The sequence below is a fragment of the Nocardia sp. NBC_00511 genome, assembly GCF_045161165.1.
Lineage (GTDB): Bacteria > Actinomycetota > Actinomycetes > Mycobacteriales > Mycobacteriaceae > Nocardia.
On sequence record NZ_CP107849.1, the window covers coordinates 849,444 to 869,122 of the forward strand.

Genomic DNA, 19,679 nt, shown 5'->3' on the forward strand with positions numbered 1-19,679 from the left:
CCGGTGTGGATCAGAGATCACCGCTGACCGGTACTCCAGGTGTCGAAGCTGGTCAGGATGTGGTCGCGCACCGTAGCCCAGGCCGGGACCAGGTCGGCGGCGGCCGGGACCGCGCCGGTGAGCAGCACGCCCGCGAGGGTGATCACGGTGATACGCAACCAATCCCGGGCTCCCGGGCGGGTGGCGAGCTCGCCGAGCACACGGTGCGCGACCGTGAACAGGGTGCCCTCGAGCTGGCCGACCAGGTGTGCGACGCTGACCGACAGTTCGGGATCGGTGCGGGCCGCAGCCAGGAATTCGAAGCCGACGCTGACGGGGGTCGTCTGAGCCAATGCCCAGAGTTGGTCGATCAGTGCGGCGACGCGCTCGCGATCCGATCCCGTTACCTCGGAGCAGTTTTCGACCACGGCCTGCGCGGTGAGTTCGGCGGCCCGGCGAATGGCGGCATCCAGCAGTGCCGCCCGGGTCGGGTAATAGTGCTGCACCGCACCCTGACTCACGCCCGCCCGCTCCGCCACACCCCGGGTCGTGGTGGCGGCGTGCCCGTTCTCGACCAGCCCGGCGATGGTGGCGTCCAGTATCGCCAGCCGAGTGTCCTCCCGCTGCTCGGCGCGACTACGCACACTCTTCGCCGCACCGCCCTCGGCGCTACCCGTGATGTCGGCGTCGCCGCCCTTGCTGTTCCCCGTCGTGACCGGCACTCGCCCCACGATACCGTCCACCCGGAACTGTCTCAGAGGACGCGGCCCGGTCAATCATCTTGTCCCGCACCGGATATGGAACCCACCCCGGAGCCCGACTGTCGGTTCCGGGTATCACCTCCACGAAACGGGCTGCCGCGCAACGCCATGCGCCGCGCGGCAGCCGAGTGCCGAATTCCGAAGGACTAGCTGGAGGAGCTCGACGAACCGAAGGCGACGCTGAGCGTCTGGACGATGGTGCTCCAGAAGTTCCCCAGCGGCGTAGTGCCGTTACTGGAACTCATGCTGGTGATGCTGGAGGAGCCGGAAGCCGGGGTGTCAGCGGACGCGGGTCCGGCAACTCCGACGAGAACGGCAGCGAGGGCGATAGTGACGATTCCGGCACGACGAGTGTTGGCGATCATGGTGCGGAACAGTAGTGAAAAGATCGCTTTTCGGTATCCGATCGAAGGTATTACCGCCAAAGATCAACATCTCCGGATTATCTCCCCCGCCACGCCATAGCCATCAGTAATCACTGAGCGTTTCAACCCACCTGGGTCCTTGTCGCCCGCTAATTACTTTTCATCCAGCAACTTCGAGCCTCGACTCTCAGCTTTCGGCGTCCAGATGTTTGCTGAGTCCGTTCCTTCTGTTTGAAACAAACAGCGCTGCGGCGCAATTCGAATTCACGATCGTATCGACGGATCGGCCGGGCTGGAATGTATTGGCGGGTCAGGGGTTTCGGTCATCACTGACGTTCGGGTGGCGGGTGCGGGAGTGAGGCGGGAAGATTTCGGGGATCGGTGCGAGCGCAGGCGGAAGAAGGTCGTGATGGTGGGGTCGGGAGCAGGGGTCAAAGGCGTGGTGGGGCGGGTGCGGGAGAAGGTGGCGGGGGATGGGGTGCTTTCGGTTTTGCGGGATATTGGGTTTGTCAGTTTGGGGAAGTATGGGCAGTTTCTTGTTACGGCGGTGACTGTTCCGTTGACTGCGAGACTGCTGGGGGTCAGTGGGGTGGGGTTGTTGGCTATTGGGATGTCTTCGTATTTTCTCGGGTCGCTGGTGGTGGATTTGGGGATCAATACCTATTTGGCGGCGCTGTTGGAGGATGAGGGGCTGGATGAGTTGCGGGGGAGTTATCTGGTGGTGCGGGGAGTGATTTTGGGGGTGGTGACTTCCGCTTTGGGGGTGGGGTTGGCGCTGGGGGTGGGGGCGCATGTGCGGATGGTGTTGCTGGGGTTGGTGGTTGGGGGGTTTCTGGCTATGTCGGAGGATTGGTTGCTGGTGGGGCAGGGGCGGTTCGGGGCGTCGATGAGTTATCAGATCGCGGGGCGGGTGGTGTATTTGGTGCTGTTGGTTGCGGCGTTGCCGCGACTGCCGCATGCGGAGACCGTGCTGGTTTGTTTGCTGGTGTCCTCCGTGGTGACGGTGGCTTTGACCTGGCGGGATGCGCTGGGGCGGTATGGGAGGCCGGGGCGGGCGGGGCGGGTGCGGTTGATTCTGCGGCGGGGGATGCCGGTGCTGGCCTCGCGGTTGCTGGTGACCAGTTATGGGCAGGGGACGGCGACGGTGTATTCGTCGGTGCTGGACGCGGCGTCGCTCGGGTTGTATTCGGCGAGTGACAAATTGGTGCGGGCCACCCAGTCGCTGTTGGATCCGATCGGGCTGGCGCTGCTGCCGCGGATGGCCAGGGAACGCAGTGATCCGCAGTTCCGGCGGTACGAGATGCGGGCGCTGGCAGCGTGTGTGGGGGTGGCGGCGATCGCGGTGGCGGGGATCTGGGTGACGGCGCCGTTGGCCGTGCACCTCATCTACGACGATGACTTCCGCGGGGTGGTGCCGCTGCTGCGGGTGGAGGTGTTCATCCTGGTGGCCACCGCCACAAGTTCTTTCGTGACCACGGCGCTGCTGCCGGTGCGTCAGGACACCGTGGGCATCATGGTGGGCGCGGTGATCGGTACCGTGGTGGCGGCCACCGCCCTGATCCTCACCCTGCGGACCCACTCGATGTGGACCCTGGTGTGGGGGACGGTGGCCGCCGAATTCACGGTCGCCGCTTGGTATCTGGTGCGCGCGACCCAGCTGGCCGCGCGCGAGCGGGATCAGGCGCTACCGGCTACCCATTGATCCCACGGCATACCCCAGTCGCCGTTCTGCCACACCTGTAGCTGCGGCCCGCCGGTATTGCGGACCTCCACCACGTCACCGGGCTGCGCGAAGTTGAAGAACCACTCCGCGTTGGTCTGGTTGAGGTTGAGGCAGCCGTGCGAGGTGTCGGTATTGCCCTGCGCCCACACCGTGGTGTCGAGCTGATGCAGGTAGATACCGTCGGTGCTGATCCGCGTCGCCCAGCCGATGGCCTCCTTGTAGCCGAGCCGCGAATTGATCGGCAGGCCGTAGCTGGAGGAGTCCATGATCACCGGGTTGGCCTTGTCCATCACGGTGTAGACACCCGGCTGGGTCCAGAAGGTGAAGGTCTTGCCGGCGATGACCTCACTGCCGCCCCGGCCCATGGACGTGGGCATGGTGCGGATGAGGTTGCCGTTCTCGTAGACCTCGACCTGCTTGGTGTTGTCGTCGGCGATCGAGACGTGTGAGGGGCCGATGACGAAATTGATCTTGGTGTCCTCCTGGCCGAACAGTCCGTTGCCGACCTGTACGCCATAGATATTGGAGGCCACGTTGACCTTGGTGCCCGACTTCCAGTACTCCTTGGGCCGCCAGTGCGCGTTGCGGTTGTCCATCCAGTACCAGGCGCCGTCCACCGGCGGATCGGTGGTGACGACCAGATGCTTCTGCGCGGTCGCGTGATCGGTGATGTCCTCGTCGAAGTGCGCGACGATGACCATGCCGACCCCGTAGCTACCGCCCTCCGTGATGGCCTCACCACCCGTGGTGTTCAGGTACACCTTGGTCTGGTTGCTCGGTGTGATGGTGGTGAATGTGGTGCTCACCGGCGCGACCGGTCCGGTGACATCCTCGCCCTCGGCCTTGAGGGTGTAGGTGCGCCCGTAGCCCAATTGCTCGTTGGGCTTCCACGCCGTCTTGTCCGGCGTGAGCGTGCCGTCGATGGCCTTGCCGTCCTCATTGGTCAGGCTGACCGAGGTGAGGATGCCGCTGGTGGTGTTCACCTTGACCGGCGCGGACGGGTCCACCTTGTCGCTGCCCTGCGCGGGGCTGACGCTGATCGGTGAGGCGGTCTGCGTACGCGGACCGACCGTTCCGTTCGGGGTGGAGGACGAGCACGCCACCAACACGACTACCAGCGCCACCAACCAGCTCGCGGCGGCATACGACCGAAAACGGCGGGGTGGCATGGGCTCTCCCTCCATGTAATCGCCGTGCGCCGCACTGCTGCACAGCATCTTGTTACTGCCCAACGTAGTAGATTACCCTGCCTTTTCGATCTTCTCGCGGCCGGTCGGCCAGGAGAAATGACACGAATGTGAGACGCACGGGGCGACACGCCGTTCGGCTCCGGTCATTTCAAGGTTTGATCCTTGATAGCCAGCTGCTGTTGACCCTTCTGATACGTCACCTCGCGGATTCCGAGCGCGTCGTGCAGCTTGCCCGCGGGCAGTGTGACCGGCTTGGGAGCGGGCCCGTCACCGGGTTTCGGCAGCGGGTACGCCGTGGTGGTTCCGCTGTAGAAGGTCACGTTGCCCTCGGTCTTCGTGAACAGCTGGTGCACATGACCATTCAAGCAGGTGACGGACGAGAACCTTTTGAGGTAGCTGAGAGCCTGCGTCGCATCGTCTGTGCCCCAGCCCCATTGGGGGTACATGGCGAACAGGGGGATGTGACTGAACACGACAATCGGTGTGTCACTGGACAATCCGGCCACGTCCTTCTGGATGAAATCCAGCTGATCCTGCCCGAGATGTCCGAGATCCTTGAGGTTGAGCGTATTGACCAGACCGATCAGGTGCACGCCCGCGATGTCGAAGCTGTACCAGCCGTCGCCACGCGTCCCATTGCCGAAGACCGACCGGTATCGCTGGCCGTTGTCATCGCTCGAATCATGTTCCCCCGGAACGGTGAACACGTGCGGGGTCTTGAACCCCTGCATCATCTGATCCACCTGATCGAACTGCTCGGCGGTCGCCAGATGCGTCAGATCACCGGTGTGGATCACGAAATCCGGCGTGTACCCGAGCGAATTCACCTGCGAGATGGCCTCGGTGAAGGTATCGGTCACACTCGTGTTGGCCGTCCCGGTGAAGCCGATGTGACTGTCGCTGACCTGCGCGAACCGCAGCGTCGGCCGCGCGGAGTCGGCGGCGGCGGTGCCCGCGATGTGCGAGACCACCTCACCGCCCACCACCGCGAGCCCGACCGCCGCGCCGAACCAGGCGCTGTGCCGCATTAGCTGTCGCCGGGTCATCTGCTGCGGGTCGCCGGACACTTCTTCGTCCTCGAGCCTGGGTTCGCGGTTCACTGGGTCACCACCACGGTCGCGTGCATGAACGGATGAATCGAGCACACGTAGGCGAAGCTGCCCGCCTTCGTGAACGTGAAGGTGTAGGTCGCGTTGTTGCCGAGGGTCGGCGAACGGAAGGCGCCGTCGGTGGAGACCACCGTGTGCGGCTCCTCGTCCTTGTTGGTCCAGGTGACGGTGGTCCCGACCTTGACGGTCAGGGTCGTCGGTCCGAACGCGAAATTGTCGATGTTCACGGCGTTCGGGGCGGCGGGCGCCGCCGCGGTGGCCGATGCCGCCGCACTGGTGGCGGGCATCGACATGCCGGGCATGGCCGGTGCGCTGCCATTGGGCACCAGCCCGGGAGTGGCGGTGCCCGAGGCGAACACGATGCTGGGCGCGGCCGCGTCGGGGGCTTTGCCGCCGCTGCTGCACGCGCTCACGGTCAGCAGCGCTGCCGCGGCGGCGGTCAGGACGACGGCGGTGTGCCGTCGGCTGCGGGTAGGTCTCATGGGTCCGGGCCTCCATCCGGGACGGGTCCGTCCGCTGCTGCGAACGGTCATCCTTAGATAGGGGCCCGGGTTACATCAGGCGGGTTCGGTGGGCGCGAAAACCTCTATGGTGCCGTTGTTTTCGCGCACCTGAAGGGTCGGCAGCGGCGCGGGCGCGATGGGCAGCTGATGCGTCACCACCGCTCCCTCCACCGAGAACGAGGTGGAGTGGCACGGGCAGCGCAGCCGTTCGGCGGGTGCGTCGAGCCACAGCTTGCAGCCCTGATGGGTGCACACTCCCGACACCGCGACCGGAATTCCCTTGTCGCGCCGCACGAATCCGTTCAGTGTGCCGACATCGAAGGCGACGGTCGAGCCCTCGGGCAGATCCGAGGCGCGCGCGATCGGCCGCCACGAACCGGTGTTGGGCGCCAGCGGAGCCTGTGCGGCCGGGGCGGGGGAGACCTCGCGGGTTCCGGTGACGGCCCGTTCCACCACCGCCCCGCCGATGGCCGCCGCGGCCGCCGCAGAGGTGCCGATCAGCACCTGACGCCGACGCGGTGCGCCGATCCGCGGCGGGGATTCGGCTGTGTCGCCGTCCATTTCGTCGGCCAGCTTGCGCTGCAGGCCGCTCAGGAAGTCCTCGCTCGGGGTATCGCTGCCCATCCGCGCGGCCCGCAGCTCGATGGCCGTGCGCATCTCCTCGGCGTCGGTCTCGTCGGGCCGAAAGTCCTTGGGCCGCTTGCCCGCCAGTAGATCGTCGACGTAACGCCGTACCTCGCGCCCGCTCACCGCACACCTCGCTCGCTCAGCTGGGCCGCCATCTGCAACGCCCGATGCTGCATCACCTTCGCATTCGACACTGTCACACCCAGGTCCTGCGCCGACTCCTTCACCGACAGACCCTGTAGGAACCGCAGTTCCAGGATCCGCCGATATCGGTCGGGAAGCTCGTCGAGGACCGCCTTGGCGCGGGCCTCGGCCTGGTTGTCGGGGTATTCGGGGGGCGGCTCGTCGGCGATATCGCCCTCGATGACGGTGATCTCCCGCCCCATCCGGGCCCGCCAGTGCGCCGCCAGGGTGGTGCGCGCGGTGGCCCGCAGATACGCCCGCACCTCGGGGACGGTGGCAGTGAGCCGCAGCGGCTTCATCGCCGCCATGAACACCTCGGTGGTGAGGTCCTCGGCATCGGGCCGATTGCCGACCTTGCCGAACAACAGCGCGTACACCCAGGTGACATTGTCCCGATATACCGCCTCCCAGTTCGGGTAACCGCCTTCACCGGACACCAGCCGCAACTCCCGACCCGTGCCGGAACCCACGACCGTCTCCGGCCGGCGCTCGGATTCCGCCCGTCGCACCATGAACCGCTGCTTTCCGTATGCACCGACGCGTGTTCACGCCTGTCAGTAGATAGCGGATGGGGTTACAGTGCAGCCCTTTCGGAAGTATCAACCGTCCGGTCTGGCATGAACGCGCAGGTGGGGCGTGCCGGATTGGCACGCCCCGTCACAGTGACCGGTGCTAGCGCGCAGCGCCGAGCAGCTCGCCGCTGATCAGTCCGCGCACGGTCCTGGTGGCGACCACGGCCCAGGCGGCGACCAGCAGGGCGTAGAGGGCCACGGCGGCGACGGCGAACAGGTCGGCCCCGGTGTGGACGTAGAGCCCGCTGCTGGCGGTGACGCAGGTGCCGAGGGGGAAGGTGAAACCCCACCAGGTCAGGTTGAAGGGCATGGACTTTCGAGCGTGAGCGGTCACCGCGACGGCCAGGGCCAGCCACAGCATCGCGAATCCCCAGACGGGCACGCCGTAGAGCATCGAGAACACCTGCATGCCGGAGGCTTCGGTGTGGGGCAGCACGCTGGGGGCGACATTGGCCAGCAGCGCGGCGGCGGTCACCGACTGCCCGAGGGGACCGAGCACCAGCCAGACGGTGGCGACCATGCCGACGGGAGGCAGGCCGTGATGCAGCAGCCGCGACCAGATCAGGGTGGTGGTGGCCAGCGCGGCGATCAGGCTCAGTCCGAACATGGCCAGGCAGGCCACGAACAGGGTCAGCCGGGGCTGCCCGGCGGGAGTGTGGGGGACCAGCAGTGCGCCGAGCGCGGCCGACACCATGGGGGGCACGACGGGCATCAGCCAGCCGCCGAAGGCCGAATCGGCGTCGAAGCGGTGCCGGGTGATCATGCGGTAGGGAATGCTCGCAGCGGTCACCAGGCCGAGAACTGTTCCGGCCGACCACAACACCCAGTCCACGGCCACCGCGGCACCGAGCCCGATCACGTCCTTGCCGAGCATCAGGGTGCCCGCGCCGACGGTGAGCAGGGCCATGGGTGCGGCACCGTAGAACTGCATCATCACCGGGTGCATGCCGTGGGCGCGAGCCTCTTCGGGGTAGCGCCGCCAGTGCTGGAACCAGGCCACGGCGAGCACGGTCAGGATCAGTGCGGCCAACGCCCAGACCGCGGTGGCCGCGCCGCGCAGGCCGGGAAACTGCAGGGGCAGGGTGGCGGCGGCATTGGCGATGATGCCGGTGCCCATCACCACGGCGAACCAGTTGGGGGCCAGGTGCCGCAGGGGCTCCCGGGCCTCGCCCGCCACCGTGGGCGCGCTCTGCCGAGGAGCGGCGGCTGCGGTGTCCTGGCTGTGGCGGAAGGTCAAGGTGGTCATGTATCCACTCTCGCCCCGGACGATTTCCGCCGGTAGAGACCGTAATTCGATGGATGCATAGACTGGTTCTATGACCCGGCCATGAATGACGCTATGAGGTCGATCCCCGGTCAGCTCACCACGGAAAAGCGGCGCGGCACGGGTGCGGCGCGTAGTTGGCGGGCGACCGAGAGGTCGGTGGGCTGGCCGCTGCGCTGGTCGTAGCGTTCGAAGACCTTCGCCAATCCCGGTGCCCACCCGGCGAGTTCGTCGCGCAATGGTCCTTCGGTCTCGAGCTGGCACAGGACAGCGAGGGCGGTCAGGAAGCCGCGGGAGAACGGGGTGATGTAGGCGGGCAAGCCGAGTTGCCGGTGCACGTTCGACAGCCGCGGGGCCAGCACGTGGCGCACCCGCGCCCGCAGCCAGGCGGTGGTGAGCCGGAAGGTGGGCTGGGTCAGCGGTTCGCAGACCATGTCCATGGCGTCGGCGAGGGCCTGCACGTCGTAGGTGCGCGCGGGGTCGACGATGCTGTGGCGGCGGGCCGCCTCGTCCAGCTCGCCCGGATCGCCGTTGAGCGCGGCGTCGAGCAGGTCGACCATGAGTTCCTCGAAGCCCGCGGCGGGCCACAGCACGCACGCGCCGAAGTCGATCACGCCGAGCCGCCCGTCGGGCAGGATCCGGAAATTGCCGGGGTGCGGATCGCAGTACAGCAGTCCGGTGCGCGACCAGGTCGAGACCAGGAAGCGCAGGATCAGCATGCCGACCCGGCTGCGCTCCTCCGGCGCTCCCGAGTCGATGAGACGCGAAACCGGTGTGCCGGTGAGCCATTCGGTGACGATCACGTCACCGCGCTGGGTGATCACCCCGGGCACCACGAAGTCCGGGTCGTCGGCGTAGGCGGCGGCGAAGGCACGCTGATGATCGGCCTCGGCGGCGTAGTCGAGTTCCTCGGCGACGCACTCGCACAGCGCCTCGGTGACCGCGGGCACGTCGGTGCCCGGCGCGAACACCCCGGCCAGCACCGAGACCCGGCGCAGCTGCTGCAGGTCGTTGAGCACCGCGTCGCGTCCGCCCGGGTACATGACCTTGACCGCGACCGCGCGCCCGTCGTGCCACACCGCCCGGTGCACCTGCCCGATGGACGCGCCCGCGGCCCGGCGATCGTCGAAGTCGAGGAAGTGCCGCCGCCAGTTCGGGCCCATCGCCTCGGCCATCGCCGTGTGCACGGTGGCGGGCAGCATGATCGGCGCCGAGTCCTGGAGCTGGGTCAATGCGGCCCGGTAGGGCTGGGCGAGCTCGTTCGGCAGCCCCAGTTCGTAGAGCGAGAGGAGCTGTCCCAGTTTGGTCGCACAGCCCTTGAGCTCGCCGAGCACCTCGAAAATGTGCTGGGCCGTCCGCATCTGGATCTCCAGACCGACCTCCTCGGCGGACTTCCCGAGTGCCCGCTTGCCGACTCCGGCGGCCTGCCGTCCCGCGAATGCGACTGGGAGACTGGCGATCTTGGCATTGCGCACGGCCGTGCGCACCGGTGGCTTTCCCCCGTGTTCCCCTGATCGTCTACTGCTCCGCCGAATCGACATAGCTCACCTCGTTGTGTGCGCGGTCCATCGTCGCCAGGATATGCCGACCGCCACAGTGCGTGCACGTGCAGTTTGGCATAGGAGAGCTTAAACTGTCTGGGACGTATCCGATAGTTGTCGAAAGGTGACGTGATGGGTGCCCAGACGGTCGTCGCCGATGTGGCGGACGAGCTTGCTCGTCGCGTAGCGGCCGGAGAGTACGTCCCGGGTGACCTGATGCCGTCGGTTCGCCAGGTCGCCGAGGAATTCGAGATGAATCGTGCGACGGCGCAACTGGTGCTGGGTCGATTGGAGTCCTACGGCTTCGTGGACGCCCACCGGGGACGCGGGTTCACCGTGCGGGATGTGCGCCGCGCCGGTGGCGTGGACGTGTACCGGCGGCTGTTCCGCTTGTCCATGCCCGACCCGGAGCTGGCGGCGGAGATGTTCGGCAATGTGGTTGCCGCAGAGCGGGCCATCGTGCTCGAGGCCCTGCTCGACTACACCGATGCCGCCCGCGACGCCGATCCCACGCCGTTGGTGGCGCTGGTCGACGAGCTCGAGTCCGAGGCGCGCGGTGTCGAACCCGACCACGCCCGCATGCTCGAGCTCGAGGTGGAGCTGGTGCGCACGGTGCTCACCGAGCTCGGCCACACCATGCAGCGTGCGGTGCTGAACTCGGTGGGGGAGCTGCTGTTCGAGGTGCCCGAGGCGGTGGAGGCCTACTTCTCGGTCTCGGCGGATCTGCACGTGCTGGTGTGGCGGGCGCTGCTGGCGGTGTGGGAGTCCGAGTCGGGGCCGACGGACGCCCAGATGTCGCTGTTCGAAGACCTTTTCGCGATGTATCACGAGAAGGTGCGGGCGCGCTTCGCCGAATTGGTCGGTCTCGCATCCGATTCGGCGATCGCTGACTCGCGGGAGATGCGCAGCGCCACTGCCTGACGGGCGAGCGATCGCCCGAACGAGTTTGCCCCGGGGAGCTGGATCCCGGTTCGCATCGTTGGTGCGGGCCGGGATCTTTTCTGTTGTGGCGCAGATAGTTTGACTATGTGTCTGAGACAATTTAGGTTCTAGCTGTGCCCGTGTGGGCATGCCGCATTCGGCGGCCCTACGGAATCGAGGACCACCATGGCAGGCAAGAGGCGAACCGGTCTGGCCCGATCGGCGAAATTGGCGGCCCTGCCGATGGGCATCGTGGCCCGGCGCATGACCGCCACCGGCAAGGCCATCATGACCGGCGCGGATCGCGGCGCCATCGACGAGGAGCTCATCGACCGGGCCGCCGAACAGGTCTTCCAGGTGCTCGGTGAACTCAAGGGCGGGGCCATGAAACTCGGCCAGGCGCTCAGCGTCGCCGAGGCCGCCGTGCCGCCGCGCTTCGCCGACCGCTATCGAGAAGCGTTGACCAAGTTGCAGAATCAAGCGCCGCCGATGCCCGCGGCGCAGGCCCACCGGGTGCTCGACGAACAGCTCGGCACCCGCTGGCGCGAGCGCTTCACCGAATTCTCCGACACTCCGATCGCGGCGGCCAGCATCGGGCAGGTGCACCGCGCGGTGTGGAAGGACGGCCGTGTCGTCGCGGTCAAGATCCAGTATCCGGGCGCGGATACGGCGCTGATGTCGGATCTCAAACTGCTGCAGATGCTTTCGGGGACCTTCGGGGTGTTCATGCCGGGCGTGAACGTGCGGGCGCTGATCGACGAGTTCGTCGACCGCACCGCCGACGAACTGGACTACCGCATCGAGGCCGAGCATCAGCGCCGCTTCGCCAAGGCGTTCGCCGGTGACCCGCACTTCTTCGTGCCGCGGGTGATCGCCAGCGCACCCAAGGTGATGGTGACCGAATGGATGGACGCCGTCCCGCTCAACCGAATCATCGCCGAAGGCACCGCGGTACAGCGGGATCGGGCCGGGGTGCTGCTGGTCGAGTTCGCGCTCAGCACGCCCGCCCGGGTCGGCCATCTGCACTGCGATCCGCATCCGGGCAACTATCAGCTGCTGGCGGACGGCCGCCTGGGGATCATCGACTTCGGCGCCACCATCGCCCTGCCCGACGGTCTGCCGCCGGTGGTGGGCGAGCTGGCCCGGCACGCCATGGCGGGGGACTACGACACCCTGCTGGAAACCTTGCGCGCCAACGGGTTCGTGCGTCCCGGCCACGAGCTCGACCTGGACCCGATCAAGAACGTGGTGGCGCCGATCATCGCGGAGTTCCACGGCGAGACCCTGCGCATCGACCGGCGGCTGTTGCAGGAGCACATGACTCGCGCCATGGACGTGAAGAACATGTCGATCAACAACACCTTCGCGGTGCGCACCCCGCCCGAACTGCCGGATCTGATGATGCTGGGCCGGGTACTGGGCGGCATCATCGCCGTGTGCGCCCAGCTGGACTCCGAGGGCCCGTATCTGGGTCTGGTCGAGCGGTGGCTGCCGGGCTACGCGGTGGCGGACGAGCGGGCCAGCTGAGGCGGCGCGGTGGAGGCGCGCACCCGCAATTCCACCGGCAGCACGATATTCGGGTGCACGACCGGCGCGGCCGCGAGGGTGTCGATGAGCAGGGTGGCGGCCCGCTCGCCGATCTCGCGCCGGTCCACCGCTATGGTGGTGAGCGCGGGCAGCAGGCTCGCGGAGGTGGGCAGGTCGTCGTGACCGACGACCGACAGGTCCGCCGGGATGCCCAGGCCGAGGTCCTCGGCCGCGAGATACACCGTGTGCGCGATGTAGTCGCTGTTGGTGATGATCGCGGTGGGGCGTTGCGCGGCGGGCTGACGCAGGGTGGTGCGCAGTGCGGTGCGGGCGGCGTCGGCGCTGAGTTCGGTGGTGAGGGCGGTGGCGGTGAAGCCGAGTTCGGCGGCCATGCGCCGGAAGTGATGCAGGCGTTCGGGATCCGGTGATTTGTCGGTGGGGGCGACCACCATGGCCAGGTGCCGGTGGCCCAGCTCGAGCAGGTGGCGCACCACCAGGTCGACCGAGCGTTCCTGATCGGAGCGCACGCTCATGGTGAGCAGCTGCGGGTCGGCGGTGTCGAGCAGCACGATCGGGCGGTTGGTGGCCGAGAAGCGTTCGCGGATCTGCGGACCGGTGCCGATCGGGGCGATGGCGAGTCCGTCGATGGCCCGGTCCTGGAAGGCGTCGAGCAGCTGGGTCTCGCGGGTGGTGTCGTAGCGCGAGGAGCCGACCATCACCTCGTAACCCGCACGCGCGCAGGTCTCGTCGAAGCCGTCGATGACGTCGAGGAAGTGTGGATTGCGCAGGTTGCGGATGAGCAGTCCCAGGATGCGGGTGCGGCTGGTGCGCAGCGCGACCGCCGAGGCGTTGGGCCGGTAGCCGAGTTCGGCGGCCCGCTCGAGGATGCGGCGACGCAGGTCCTCGCCGACGCCGGGCCGCCCGGCCAACGCCAGACTTACCGCGGAGATCGAGACGCCCAATGAGGAGGCGACGTCGCGCTGCGTGATCGGTTCCCTCCCGGATGGCACGGTGAACACCTTAGCGAACATCGACTGAACGCCGATGATCTCGGGCTGAACACTGGATGGACAGTCCCGCGACGTCGGCGGCCGACCGCACTACCTCTGCTAAAACGATTGAGTAATCCCGCTTCGACCCCGGAAGGAGCATCGTGCCCCGCGATGCCTTCGCAGTACTGGACTCCCAAGACCTGACCGCTTTCCACCGCCGGGTGACCGTGCTCTCGGCGGCGGGCATGTTCCTCGACGGCTTCGACATCACCGTGATCGCCGTCGCGCTGCCCACCGTCACCAGGCAGTGGCACCTGTCGAGCCTGATGGTCGGCGCGCTGTCCGCGGCCGCTGTGGTCGGAATGTTCGTGGGCGCGTTGGTCTTCGGCCGCCTCACCGACCGGCTCGGCCGCAAACGCATGTACCTGGTGAACCTGATCGGGTTCGTGGTGCTCGCGCTGCTGGCGGCCCTGGCGCAGGACGCCTGGCAGCTGCTGGTGTGCCGCTTCCTGCTCGGGCTGGCGCTCGGCGCGGACTACACCATCTCGACGTCGCTGCTGGCCGAATACGCCCCGGCCGCCCGGCGCGGCAGCCTGATGTGCCGCCTCGGCGCGACCTGGTTCGTCGGCGCGGCAACGACTTACGTGTTCGCGCTCCTGCTGCTGCCGCTCGGCGACGCGATGTGGCGGGTGATGCTGGTGCTGGGCGCGGTGTTCGCGCTGATCGTGCTGTGGATGCGGCGCAGCATTCCGGAATCGCCGCGCTGGCTGGCCGCGCAGGGCCGCACCGCCGAGGCGCGCGCGGTGCTCACCGAACTCGGTGACCCCGGCGTCGAGCTGCCTTCGGTCGAAGCCGCACCGGCACAGCCGGTTTCGCCGTGGCGCGCACTGCTGACCATGCCGCTGCTGCGGTTCACCTTCTTCTGCTGCGGTTTCTGGTTCATGTACACGATGTCCTACTACGGCATCACGCTCTACACGCCGACCATCCTCAAGCAGGTCACCACCAGTACCACCGGCACCTACGCGGGCTCGCTGATCATCGCCCTGGTCGGGGTGGCGGGCGCGCTCGGCGGTGTGGCGCTGGTGGATCGGGTCGGGCGGCGGCCGCTGCTGATCACCGGATTCCTCGGCATGGTGGTGGCGCTGACCGCGCTGGCGCTGTGGCCGAGCCCGGGACTGGCCGGGCTGGTGGTGCTGCTCGGGGCGGCCGTGCTGTTCGCGAACTCGGGCCCCGGCATCGTCAACCTGGTCTACCCGAGCGAGGTGTTCCCGACGCCGGTGCGCGCCACCGCCAACGGCCTGGCCACCGCCGTCTCGCGGATCGGCGCGATCGTCGGCACGCTGTGGCTGCCGACGCTGATCTCGCACTGGGGGCTGCACAATGTGCTGTGGCTGTTCGTGGGCGCGGGCACGATCGGGTCGATCATCGCGATCACGCTCGCCCCGGAGACCAAGGGGCGCAGCCTCGAGGAGCTCGCGGCCGCGCATACCCGCCTGTCGACCGAGGCCGCGGTGCGGGGACCGATCGCGTGAGTTCGGAGGATTACGTCCTACGTCCCGAATCGTCGGGCCGCTATCGCAGGCTGAATCGTGAAGTGGGCGAAAAGCAGCTGCTGCGAACCGATCTCGCGCCCGGCCGCAGTGCCCTGCCCGGTCGTCGCATCGCACGCTTCGCGCAGCTCACCGACTTCCAGCTCGCCGATCCGTACTCGCCGGGACGGCTGACCTTCCTGCACCGGCTGGCGGGCCGCGCGGGCTGGGAGTTCATGTTCCCGGCGTATCGGCCGCAGGAACCGCTGCTGCTGCAGGCCATCGAGGCGACGGTGCGCACGCTGCGCGCGGCCGGGGACCTGGATTTCGTGGTGACCACCGGCGACAGCATCGACAGCGCGCAGGCCAACGAGCTGGCCGCCCTGCTGGCGCTGCTGGACGGGGACGCCGAGGTCGATCCGAACTTCGGCGTGCGGGATCCGAAAGGCCATCCCGCGCAGTCGGTCTCGGCCGAGTTCTACAATCCCGAGCCGGATTCGCGCGATGTCTACAAGCTCGAGCACGGTTTCCCCGATATCCCGGGGCTGCTGGCGGCGGCCGGAAAACCCTTCGCCGCAGCGGGTCTGGGCATCCCGTGGCTGGGTTGCTTCGGCAATCACGACTGCCTGGTGCAGGGTCGCGCACTGCCCACCGACGCGTTGCAGGACCTGGTGACGGGGGATCGGCAGCCGATCGAGCTGGGTATCGAACCGCCCGATCGGCCCATGGAGGTATACCTCGCGGACCCGACCGCGTTGTCGCAGGGGCCTTCCCAACCGCTGGAGCCGCGCGCGGACCGGCGCGTGATCACACCGGCCGAGTACGTTCGCGCCCACCTGGACAGCCCGACCCAGCCGCCCGGGCACGGTTTCAGCGCAGCCAATCTCGCCGACGGCACCGCCTACTACTGCTACGACGCCGTGCCGGGCCTGCGCCTGATCGTGCTCGACTCGACCCACCCCGCCGGGCATGTCACCGGCAGTATCGGTGCCCGGCAGCGGGATTGGCTGATCGATCGCCTCACCGAGGTGCACTCGTCCTACCTCGGCGTAGCTGGCAGCGAGGTGACCACCGGGAACCCGGACCGGGTGGTGGTGCTGGCCTCGCATCACGCGCCGACCATGATGAACAACACCACGCCGGGGCCGCGGGATGCCGAAAGGCGCTACCACGCTGCCGATATCGAGGAAATCGCGCACCGGTTCGGCAATGTCGTGCTGTGGGTCGCCGGGCACGAGCATCGCAATTCCGTGGTCGCCCACCCGGGACCGGGCGGCGGCTTCTGGCACCTGATCACCTCGGGCCTGTGCGAGTGGCCGTGTCAGACGCGGGCACTGGAAATCGCGCTGCCGCAGTCGGATTCGGATGACGATCTGCTGATCATCCGGTCGACGATGCTCGACCACGACGCACCCGCGCGGCCGGGAGCCGCGCTCGATCTCTGGGATCTCGCGTCCTGCCATCGGGAGCTCGCGGTCAACGAGCCGAGCCGGGTCGGCGGTCCGCAGTCGGCGGGTACACCTGCGGATCGCAATGTGGACCTGCTGGTTCCGATCCGTCCGGCGTTGGCCGCGACCTTGCGGGCCCTCAGCGACGCGGCGCGCGCGGCGGTGTCGTGATCGCGGCCGTCGTCATCCGGCGCAGGTCATGGCGGCGGCGATGAGCGTGCCGATAATGGCCAGCGCCATGACGGTCAGGATCACCCGGTTGCCCCGGGTGGGCGGTTCGGCGTTCGGGCGTTCGGCCATCTGGTTCATCTCCTCAGTGGAATCGGGGGTGGTGGTGGATCATCGTATTCCGGCGGCTCCCAATATGTTTGGAGACCCCTGCGCTGCGGCATGATCTCCGCCGCCTCCCGGGCCACACCGAGGAAGCCGGGATGGTCGATGACGAAGCGCACCACCCGCTCGACCTCGGGCCCGCTGGCCAGGCGCATCAGGGTGCGGCTGGTGCGGGGCAGCGCCCGGGAAAGCCGGTAGGCCAGCCACGATTCCAGGCGCAGCGGCAGCATGGCCCGGTTGCGCGCGGCCGCCTCGACGATCTTGTGGCCCGCCCGGTCGGGGTGCATGCCGAGCAGCGTCATCGCCTTCACCACGATCTGGCGGGTGATGGCGACCTGCTCGGTGCCGAGGGTGGCCAGCACCGCGGTGGCGGCCAGATTGGTGGCGATCAGGCCGGGGCAGACCACGGTGACGCCGATGCCCTCGGAAGCCAGTTCGGTGCGCAGGGTTTCGCTGAAATGCTTCACCCCGGCCGCCGTGAAGGCGTACGGCGTGCCCAGTCGCACCGGGGTGAAGGCGGCGATCGAGGAGATGTTCACCAGCTGTCCGCCGCGACCGCGGGCGGCCATCTGCGCGCCGAACAGGCGGCAGCCGTGCACGACCGCGGTGAGATTGACCTCGGCGATGCGGTGCAGATCGGCCGGGCGGATCTCGAAGAACGGTCCGCCGACCACGATTCCGGCATTGTTGACCACGATGTCGGGCACGCCGTGCACGGTCGCGACATAGTCGGCGAAGGCCTCCAGTGCCAGCGGGTCGCCCACATCCAGGGCGTAGGGGGAGGCTCGGCCGCCCGCCGAACGGATCTGTGCCACGGTGTCTTTGGCGGTCGCGAAGTTGATGTCGGCGACCACGACCTCGGCGCCCCGGGCCGCGAGCGCCTTGGCGGTGCCGCGCCCGATGCCGCTGCCCGCGCCGGTCACCACCGCGAGTTCGGGGTGGAAGGTTCTCATCTGTGCGTCCGCTCCTCCGGTGGAGATAGCAGAGTGTACACTGTCTGGGACAGCAATCGCCACTCGGAGTACACGGCCGAAACAGCAAGCGCCGCAGCCGCGGAAACAGGGGATCACACATGACAGGCTTCGAACAGCAGGTCGTCGTCATCACCGGCGCGGGCACCGGAATCGGGCGCGCGGTCGCGCAGCGGTTCGCCCGCAAGAAAGCCGTGGTCATCGTGGCCGACGCCGAGAAGGAACAGGCGGTCCGCACCGCCGACAGCATCACCGATTTCGGCGGCGACGCCACGCCTTTCGCGGTCGACGTCGCCGACGCGGCCGCCATGGAGAGCTTCGCCGAGGACGTGCAGGCCGAATTCGGCACCCCCCGCGTACTGGTCAACAATGCCGGATATGCCACGGCCGGACCGTTTCTCGAACACACCCTCGAGGACTGGGATCGGCTGATGGGGGTGAACGTCTGGGGGCTGGTGCACGGGAGCACCTATTTCGGGCGGCAGATGATCGACTCCGGTCGCGGCGGCCGCATCATCAATGTCACCTCGGTCGCGGCGTTCACACCGATTCCCCTGAGCACGCCGTACTGCGCGACCAAGGCGGCGGCCCAAATGCTCACCGAGGGTTTGCGATTGGAGTTCGCGGGGACCGGCGTCGGAGTGACGGCCGTGTGCCCGGCGCTGGTGCACACCGGGATCTACGAGGGTGACGACGAGGTCGATCCGGCGGAACTGCGGACGCTGAGCGTCTCGGGGCTGGCGCAGCGGTATGTGGCGCACAGTCCGGAGAGCATCGCGCGCACCATTGTCCGGGTGGCCGCACGCAATCCGGCCGTCGTGCCGACGCCGATCGAGGCCCGCGCGCTGTACCTCGCCACCCGGGTGTCACCGGGCGGCGCGCGGCTGGCGGCTCGAATCTTCAAGCCGGACAAGCTGACCGGAATGCGCGCCCGGATGGCCCGCCGTCCCGTGCTCACCCGCATCGACGACTACCTGGCGCGCAAGCTGGAGCACTACGAGTCGCGGTAGCCGCCGTCGTCGGTGCCGCTCACACCCGAGTCGCCAGCCCCCGGATCCCGAGGGTGAGGAAGGGCCGGATGAGCGGCGCCGCCCAGCGCAGCGGCAGGAAGCCGCCGAAGCGCGGGCGCACGGCGATGGTCCAGGCCAGCAGGGTGCCGCCCTCGGTCTCGGTGAGCTGGTAGTCCTCGGCGAACGCGGTGACCGCGAAGGGGATCGAGAGGTTGGTGCCGGTGGCGGTGAGCCGCCGGTTGGGCGCCATGGTGACGATCTTCTCCTCGCAGGCGAACAGCGTGCCGTCGAAGGTGCGCAGCGCGCCTTCGCGGCGGTAGTCGTCGCGATAGCGGACGCCGTTGACCAGTGGGATCCAGGAGAAGGTGCCGTTGAGTTGCAGGGCGTCGAAGATCTTGTGTGGCGGATACGGGAATTCGCGCCGCGCGGTGACGATGAAGGCCCGGCGCTCACCGAGCAGCGCGTCGATCTGTTCGGCGTCGAGCCTGTCGACTGTGAAGCCGCCGCCCGCCAGCACGCCCTTGGCCCAGCCGCGTAGCAGAAACGCGGTGATCCCGGCGGCGATCGCGCCCAGGACGACGAGCACGGCCACGATGATGATGATGGTGAGCATCTCGACTGCTTTCTACTGAAACCTAAAGTGTCCCAGACAGAATAAGCGTCGGGGTGATTCGTGTCGCCCGAACGGCGTCAGCCCCGGTCGGTGGACCGCGTGCGGGTGAATTCGCGCAGCCACGCGCCCGCCTGTGCCGTCGCGGCGGCCGTGGTGCGCACCGTGCGCATTCGGGAGACCTGCCACAGGGCGAACAGTGCCGCCAGCGCTGCTGGAATCAGCATGCCGGTCGCGGTGATCAGCAGCGCCGCCCAGTGTGGGAGTGCGTGATCGAGCAGTTCGACCACGAAATCGAAGAAGTAGGATGCCCCGAACAGTGCCACGAGTACTGCGAATCCCAGTGCGGCAGCGGCGATCACGCCACGCAGCGCCTCGGCGAACAAGAACCGGCCCGCTCGGCGCAGCAGCGGTGCGAGCCAGGCGATGAACTCCCTGAACAGTATTCGCGACAGCCGGTCGGCGTTGCCGGGTGTGGTATCGACCGCTGAGCCGTAGCTGACTCGGTAGCTCGTCAT

General features: G+C 67.9%; 19 protein-coding genes. 6 read left to right on the top strand and 13 right to left on the bottom strand.

Annotated features, from left to right (window positions below):
• Positions 1-17: 17 nt before the first annotated feature.
• On the bottom strand, positions 18-701 hold the full coding sequence (locus OG300_RS04095) for a TetR/AcrR family transcriptional regulator (RefSeq protein ID WP_405492280.1): 684 nt from the start codon (positions 699-701) through the stop codon (positions 18-20).
• Positions 702-886: 185 nt separating this feature from the next.
• Positions 887-1,105 carry a hypothetical protein gene (locus tag OG300_RS04100; RefSeq protein ID WP_405492282.1) on the bottom strand — a complete coding sequence of 73 codons (219 nt, stop codon included), beginning with the start codon at positions 1,103-1,105 and terminating at the stop codon, positions 887-889.
• Between the two features lie 451 nt (positions 1,106-1,556).
• Between OG300_RS04100 and OG300_RS04105 the strand changes: the two genes are divergently transcribed.
• Entirely contained in the window at positions 1,557-2,807 is a 1,251-nt protein-coding gene (locus OG300_RS04105) for a lipopolysaccharide biosynthesis protein (protein WP_405492284.1), read from the top strand.
• On the opposite strand, the gene OG300_RS04110 is transcribed toward OG300_RS04105, so the two are convergent.
• The 7 genes from OG300_RS04110 to OG300_RS04140 all read right to left on the bottom strand — a co-directional run bounded on the left by OG300_RS04110 (position 2,783) and on the right by OG300_RS04140 (position 9,763).
• The gene (locus OG300_RS04110; protein WP_405498463.1) at positions 2,783-3,997 is read right to left on the bottom strand and encodes an Ig-like domain-containing protein; all 1,215 of its coding nucleotides are present in this window, start codon (positions 3,995-3,997) and stop codon (positions 2,783-2,785) included. The two genes, OG300_RS04105 and OG300_RS04110, sit on opposite strands and share 25 nt — an antisense overlap.
• Before the next feature lie 164 nt (positions 3,998-4,161).
• The gene (locus tag OG300_RS04115; RefSeq protein ID WP_405498464.1) at positions 4,162-5,064 is read right to left on the bottom strand and encodes a metallophosphoesterase family protein; all 903 of its coding nucleotides are present in this window, start codon (positions 5,062-5,064) and stop codon (positions 4,162-4,164) included.
• A 50-nt stretch (positions 5,065-5,114) separates the two neighbouring features.
• The gene (locus OG300_RS04120; RefSeq protein WP_405492286.1) at positions 5,115-5,609 is read right to left on the bottom strand and encodes a cupredoxin family copper-binding protein; all 495 of its coding nucleotides are present in this window, start codon (positions 5,607-5,609) and stop codon (positions 5,115-5,117) included.
• Positions 5,610-5,684: 75 nt separating this feature from the next.
• A complete protein-coding gene (locus OG300_RS04125; RefSeq protein WP_405492287.1) occupies positions 5,685-6,380 on the bottom strand; it encodes a Rieske (2Fe-2S) protein in 696 nt (231 codons plus the stop codon).
• The gene (locus OG300_RS04130) at positions 6,377-6,952 is read right to left on the bottom strand and encodes an RNA polymerase sigma factor (RefSeq protein ID WP_405492289.1); all 576 of its coding nucleotides are present in this window, start codon (positions 6,950-6,952) and stop codon (positions 6,377-6,379) included. Before OG300_RS04130 ends, OG300_RS04125 begins: the two co-directional genes overlap by 4 nt.
• Before the next feature lie 160 nt (positions 6,953-7,112).
• A complete protein-coding gene (locus tag OG300_RS04135; protein WP_405492291.1) occupies positions 7,113-8,258 on the bottom strand; it encodes a TDT family transporter in 1,146 nt (381 codons plus the stop codon).
• Positions 8,259-8,368: 110 nt separating this feature from the next.
• Positions 8,369-9,763, bottom strand: a complete 1,395-nt coding sequence (locus tag OG300_RS04140) for an ABC1 kinase family protein (RefSeq protein ID WP_405492293.1) — start codon at positions 9,761-9,763, stop codon at positions 8,369-8,371.
• A gap of 186 nt (positions 9,764-9,949) precedes the next feature.
• On the opposite strand from OG300_RS04140, the gene OG300_RS04145 reads away from it, so the two are divergent.
• Together OG300_RS04145 and OG300_RS04150 are read left to right on the top strand one after the other, a co-directional pair.
• Positions 9,950-10,738, top strand: coding sequence for a GntR family transcriptional regulator (locus OG300_RS04145; RefSeq protein ID WP_405492295.1), 789 nt, complete (start codon positions 9,950-9,952; stop codon positions 10,736-10,738).
• 186 nt (positions 10,739-10,924) lie between these two features.
• The gene (locus OG300_RS04150; protein ID WP_405492297.1) at positions 10,925-12,265 is read left to right on the top strand and encodes an ABC1 kinase family protein; all 1,341 of its coding nucleotides are present in this window, start codon (positions 10,925-10,927) and stop codon (positions 12,263-12,265) included.
• Here OG300_RS04150 and OG300_RS04155 read toward each other — a convergent pair.
• Positions 12,235-13,275 carry a LacI family DNA-binding transcriptional regulator gene (locus OG300_RS04155; RefSeq protein ID WP_405492299.1) on the bottom strand — a complete coding sequence of 347 codons (1,041 nt, stop codon included), beginning with the start codon at positions 13,273-13,275 and terminating at the stop codon, positions 12,235-12,237. The two genes, OG300_RS04150 and OG300_RS04155, sit on opposite strands and share 31 nt — an antisense overlap.
• Before the next feature lie 143 nt (positions 13,276-13,418).
• Between OG300_RS04155 and OG300_RS04160 the strand changes: the two genes are divergently transcribed.
• Both OG300_RS04160 and OG300_RS04165 read left to right on the top strand, forming a co-directional pair.
• Positions 13,419-14,792, top strand: a complete 1,374-nt coding sequence (locus OG300_RS04160; protein ID WP_405492301.1) for an MFS transporter — start codon at positions 13,419-13,421, stop codon at positions 14,790-14,792.
• A complete protein-coding gene (locus tag OG300_RS04165) occupies positions 14,789-16,408 on the top strand; it encodes a hypothetical protein (protein ID WP_405492303.1) in 1,620 nt (539 codons plus the stop codon). Before OG300_RS04160 ends, OG300_RS04165 begins: the two co-directional genes overlap by 4 nt.
• 134 nt (positions 16,409-16,542) lie before the next feature.
• Here the strand turns inward: OG300_RS04165 and OG300_RS04170 are convergent, their stop codons facing one another.
• The gene (locus OG300_RS04170) at positions 16,543-17,523 is read right to left on the bottom strand and encodes an SDR family NAD(P)-dependent oxidoreductase (RefSeq protein ID WP_405492305.1); all 981 of its coding nucleotides are present in this window, start codon (positions 17,521-17,523) and stop codon (positions 16,543-16,545) included.
• A gap of 119 nt (positions 17,524-17,642) precedes the next feature.
• Here OG300_RS04170 and OG300_RS04175 point away from each other — a divergent pair, with 119 nt between their 5' ends.
• The gene (locus OG300_RS04175; RefSeq protein WP_405492307.1) at positions 17,643-18,551 is read left to right on the top strand and encodes an SDR family NAD(P)-dependent oxidoreductase; all 909 of its coding nucleotides are present in this window, start codon (positions 17,643-17,645) and stop codon (positions 18,549-18,551) included.
• A 19-nt stretch (positions 18,552-18,570) separates the two neighbouring features.
• On the opposite strand, the gene OG300_RS04180 is transcribed toward OG300_RS04175, so the two are convergent.
• Together OG300_RS04180 and OG300_RS04185 are read right to left on the bottom strand one after the other, a co-directional pair.
• Positions 18,571-19,164, bottom strand: coding sequence for an SRPBCC family protein (locus OG300_RS04180; protein ID WP_405492309.1), 594 nt, complete (start codon positions 19,162-19,164; stop codon positions 18,571-18,573).
• A 77-nt stretch (positions 19,165-19,241) separates the two neighbouring features.
• Positions 19,242-19,679, bottom strand: coding sequence for a phage holin family protein (locus tag OG300_RS04185; RefSeq protein WP_405492311.1), 438 nt, complete (start codon positions 19,677-19,679; stop codon positions 19,242-19,244).

Excerpts from the sequence above, each read along its gene's own strand:
- OG300_RS04145 (WP_405492295.1), top strand. The coding sequence starts at position 9,950 with ATGGGTGCCCAGACGGTCGTCGCCGATGTGGCGGACGAGCTTGCTCGT.
- OG300_RS04120 (WP_405492286.1), bottom strand. The coding sequence starts at position 5,609 with ATGAGACCTACCCGCAGCCGACGGCACACCGCCGTCGTCCTGACCGCC.
- OG300_RS04130 (WP_405492289.1), bottom strand. The coding sequence starts at position 6,952 with ATGGTGCGACGGGCGGAATCCGAGCGCCGGCCGGAGACGGTCGTGGGT.
- OG300_RS04135 (WP_405492291.1), bottom strand. The coding sequence starts at position 8,258 with ATGACCACCTTGACCTTCCGCCACAGCCAGGACACCGCAGCCGCCGCT.
- OG300_RS04170 (WP_405492305.1), bottom strand. The coding sequence starts at position 17,523 with ATGAGAACCTTCCACCCCGAACTCGCGGTGGTGACCGGCGCGGGCAGC.
- OG300_RS04110 (WP_405498463.1), bottom strand. The coding sequence starts at position 3,997 with ATGCCACCCCGCCGTTTTCGGTCGTATGCCGCCGCGAGCTGGTTGGTG.
- OG300_RS04115 (WP_405498464.1), bottom strand. The coding sequence starts at position 5,064 with ATGACCCGGCGACAGCTAATGCGGCACAGCGCCTGGTTCGGCGCGGCG.
- OG300_RS04175 (WP_405492307.1), top strand. The coding sequence starts at position 17,643 with ATGACAGGCTTCGAACAGCAGGTCGTCGTCATCACCGGCGCGGGCACC.
- OG300_RS04150 (WP_405492297.1), top strand. The coding sequence starts at position 10,925 with ATGGCAGGCAAGAGGCGAACCGGTCTGGCCCGATCGGCGAAATTGGCG.
- OG300_RS04180 (WP_405492309.1), bottom strand. The coding sequence starts at position 19,164 with ATGCTCACCATCATCATCATCGTGGCCGTGCTCGTCGTCCTGGGCGCG.
- OG300_RS04100 (WP_405492282.1), bottom strand. The coding sequence starts at position 1,105 with ATGATCGCCAACACTCGTCGTGCCGGAATCGTCACTATCGCCCTCGCT.
- OG300_RS04185 (WP_405492311.1), bottom strand. The coding sequence starts at position 19,679 with ATGACGAGCTACCGAGTCAGCTACGGCTCAGCGGTCGATACCACACCC.